Source organism: Citrobacter sp. Ca225 (genome assembly GCF_030337175.1).
Lineage (GTDB): Bacteria > Pseudomonadota > Gammaproteobacteria > Enterobacterales > Enterobacteriaceae > Citrobacter_A > Citrobacter_A amalonaticus.
In genome coordinates, this window is sequence record NZ_JAOWCD010000016.1 from 1 (window position 1) to 208 (window position 208).

Annotated in this window: 1 pseudogene; it reads left to right on the forward strand. The window is 55.3% G+C overall.

The window, feature by feature from the left end:
* Positions 1-208 (forward strand): annotated as a pseudogene (locus OGW13_RS00520) (IS5/IS1182 family transposase); the annotation flags it as partial.

The window sequence follows — 208 nt, forward strand, 5'->3', positions numbered from 1 at the left end:
CTCGAGCAGCATCAACTGGCCCGTCAATTGTTCAAGACCATCAATCGCTGGCTGGCCGAAGCAGGCGTCATGATGACCCAGGGCACTTTGGTGGATGCCACCATCATTGAGGCACCCAGCTCTACCAGGAACAAAGAGCAGCAACGCGATCCGGAGATGCATCAGACCAAGAAAGGCAATCAGTGGCACTTTGGCATGAAGGCCCACA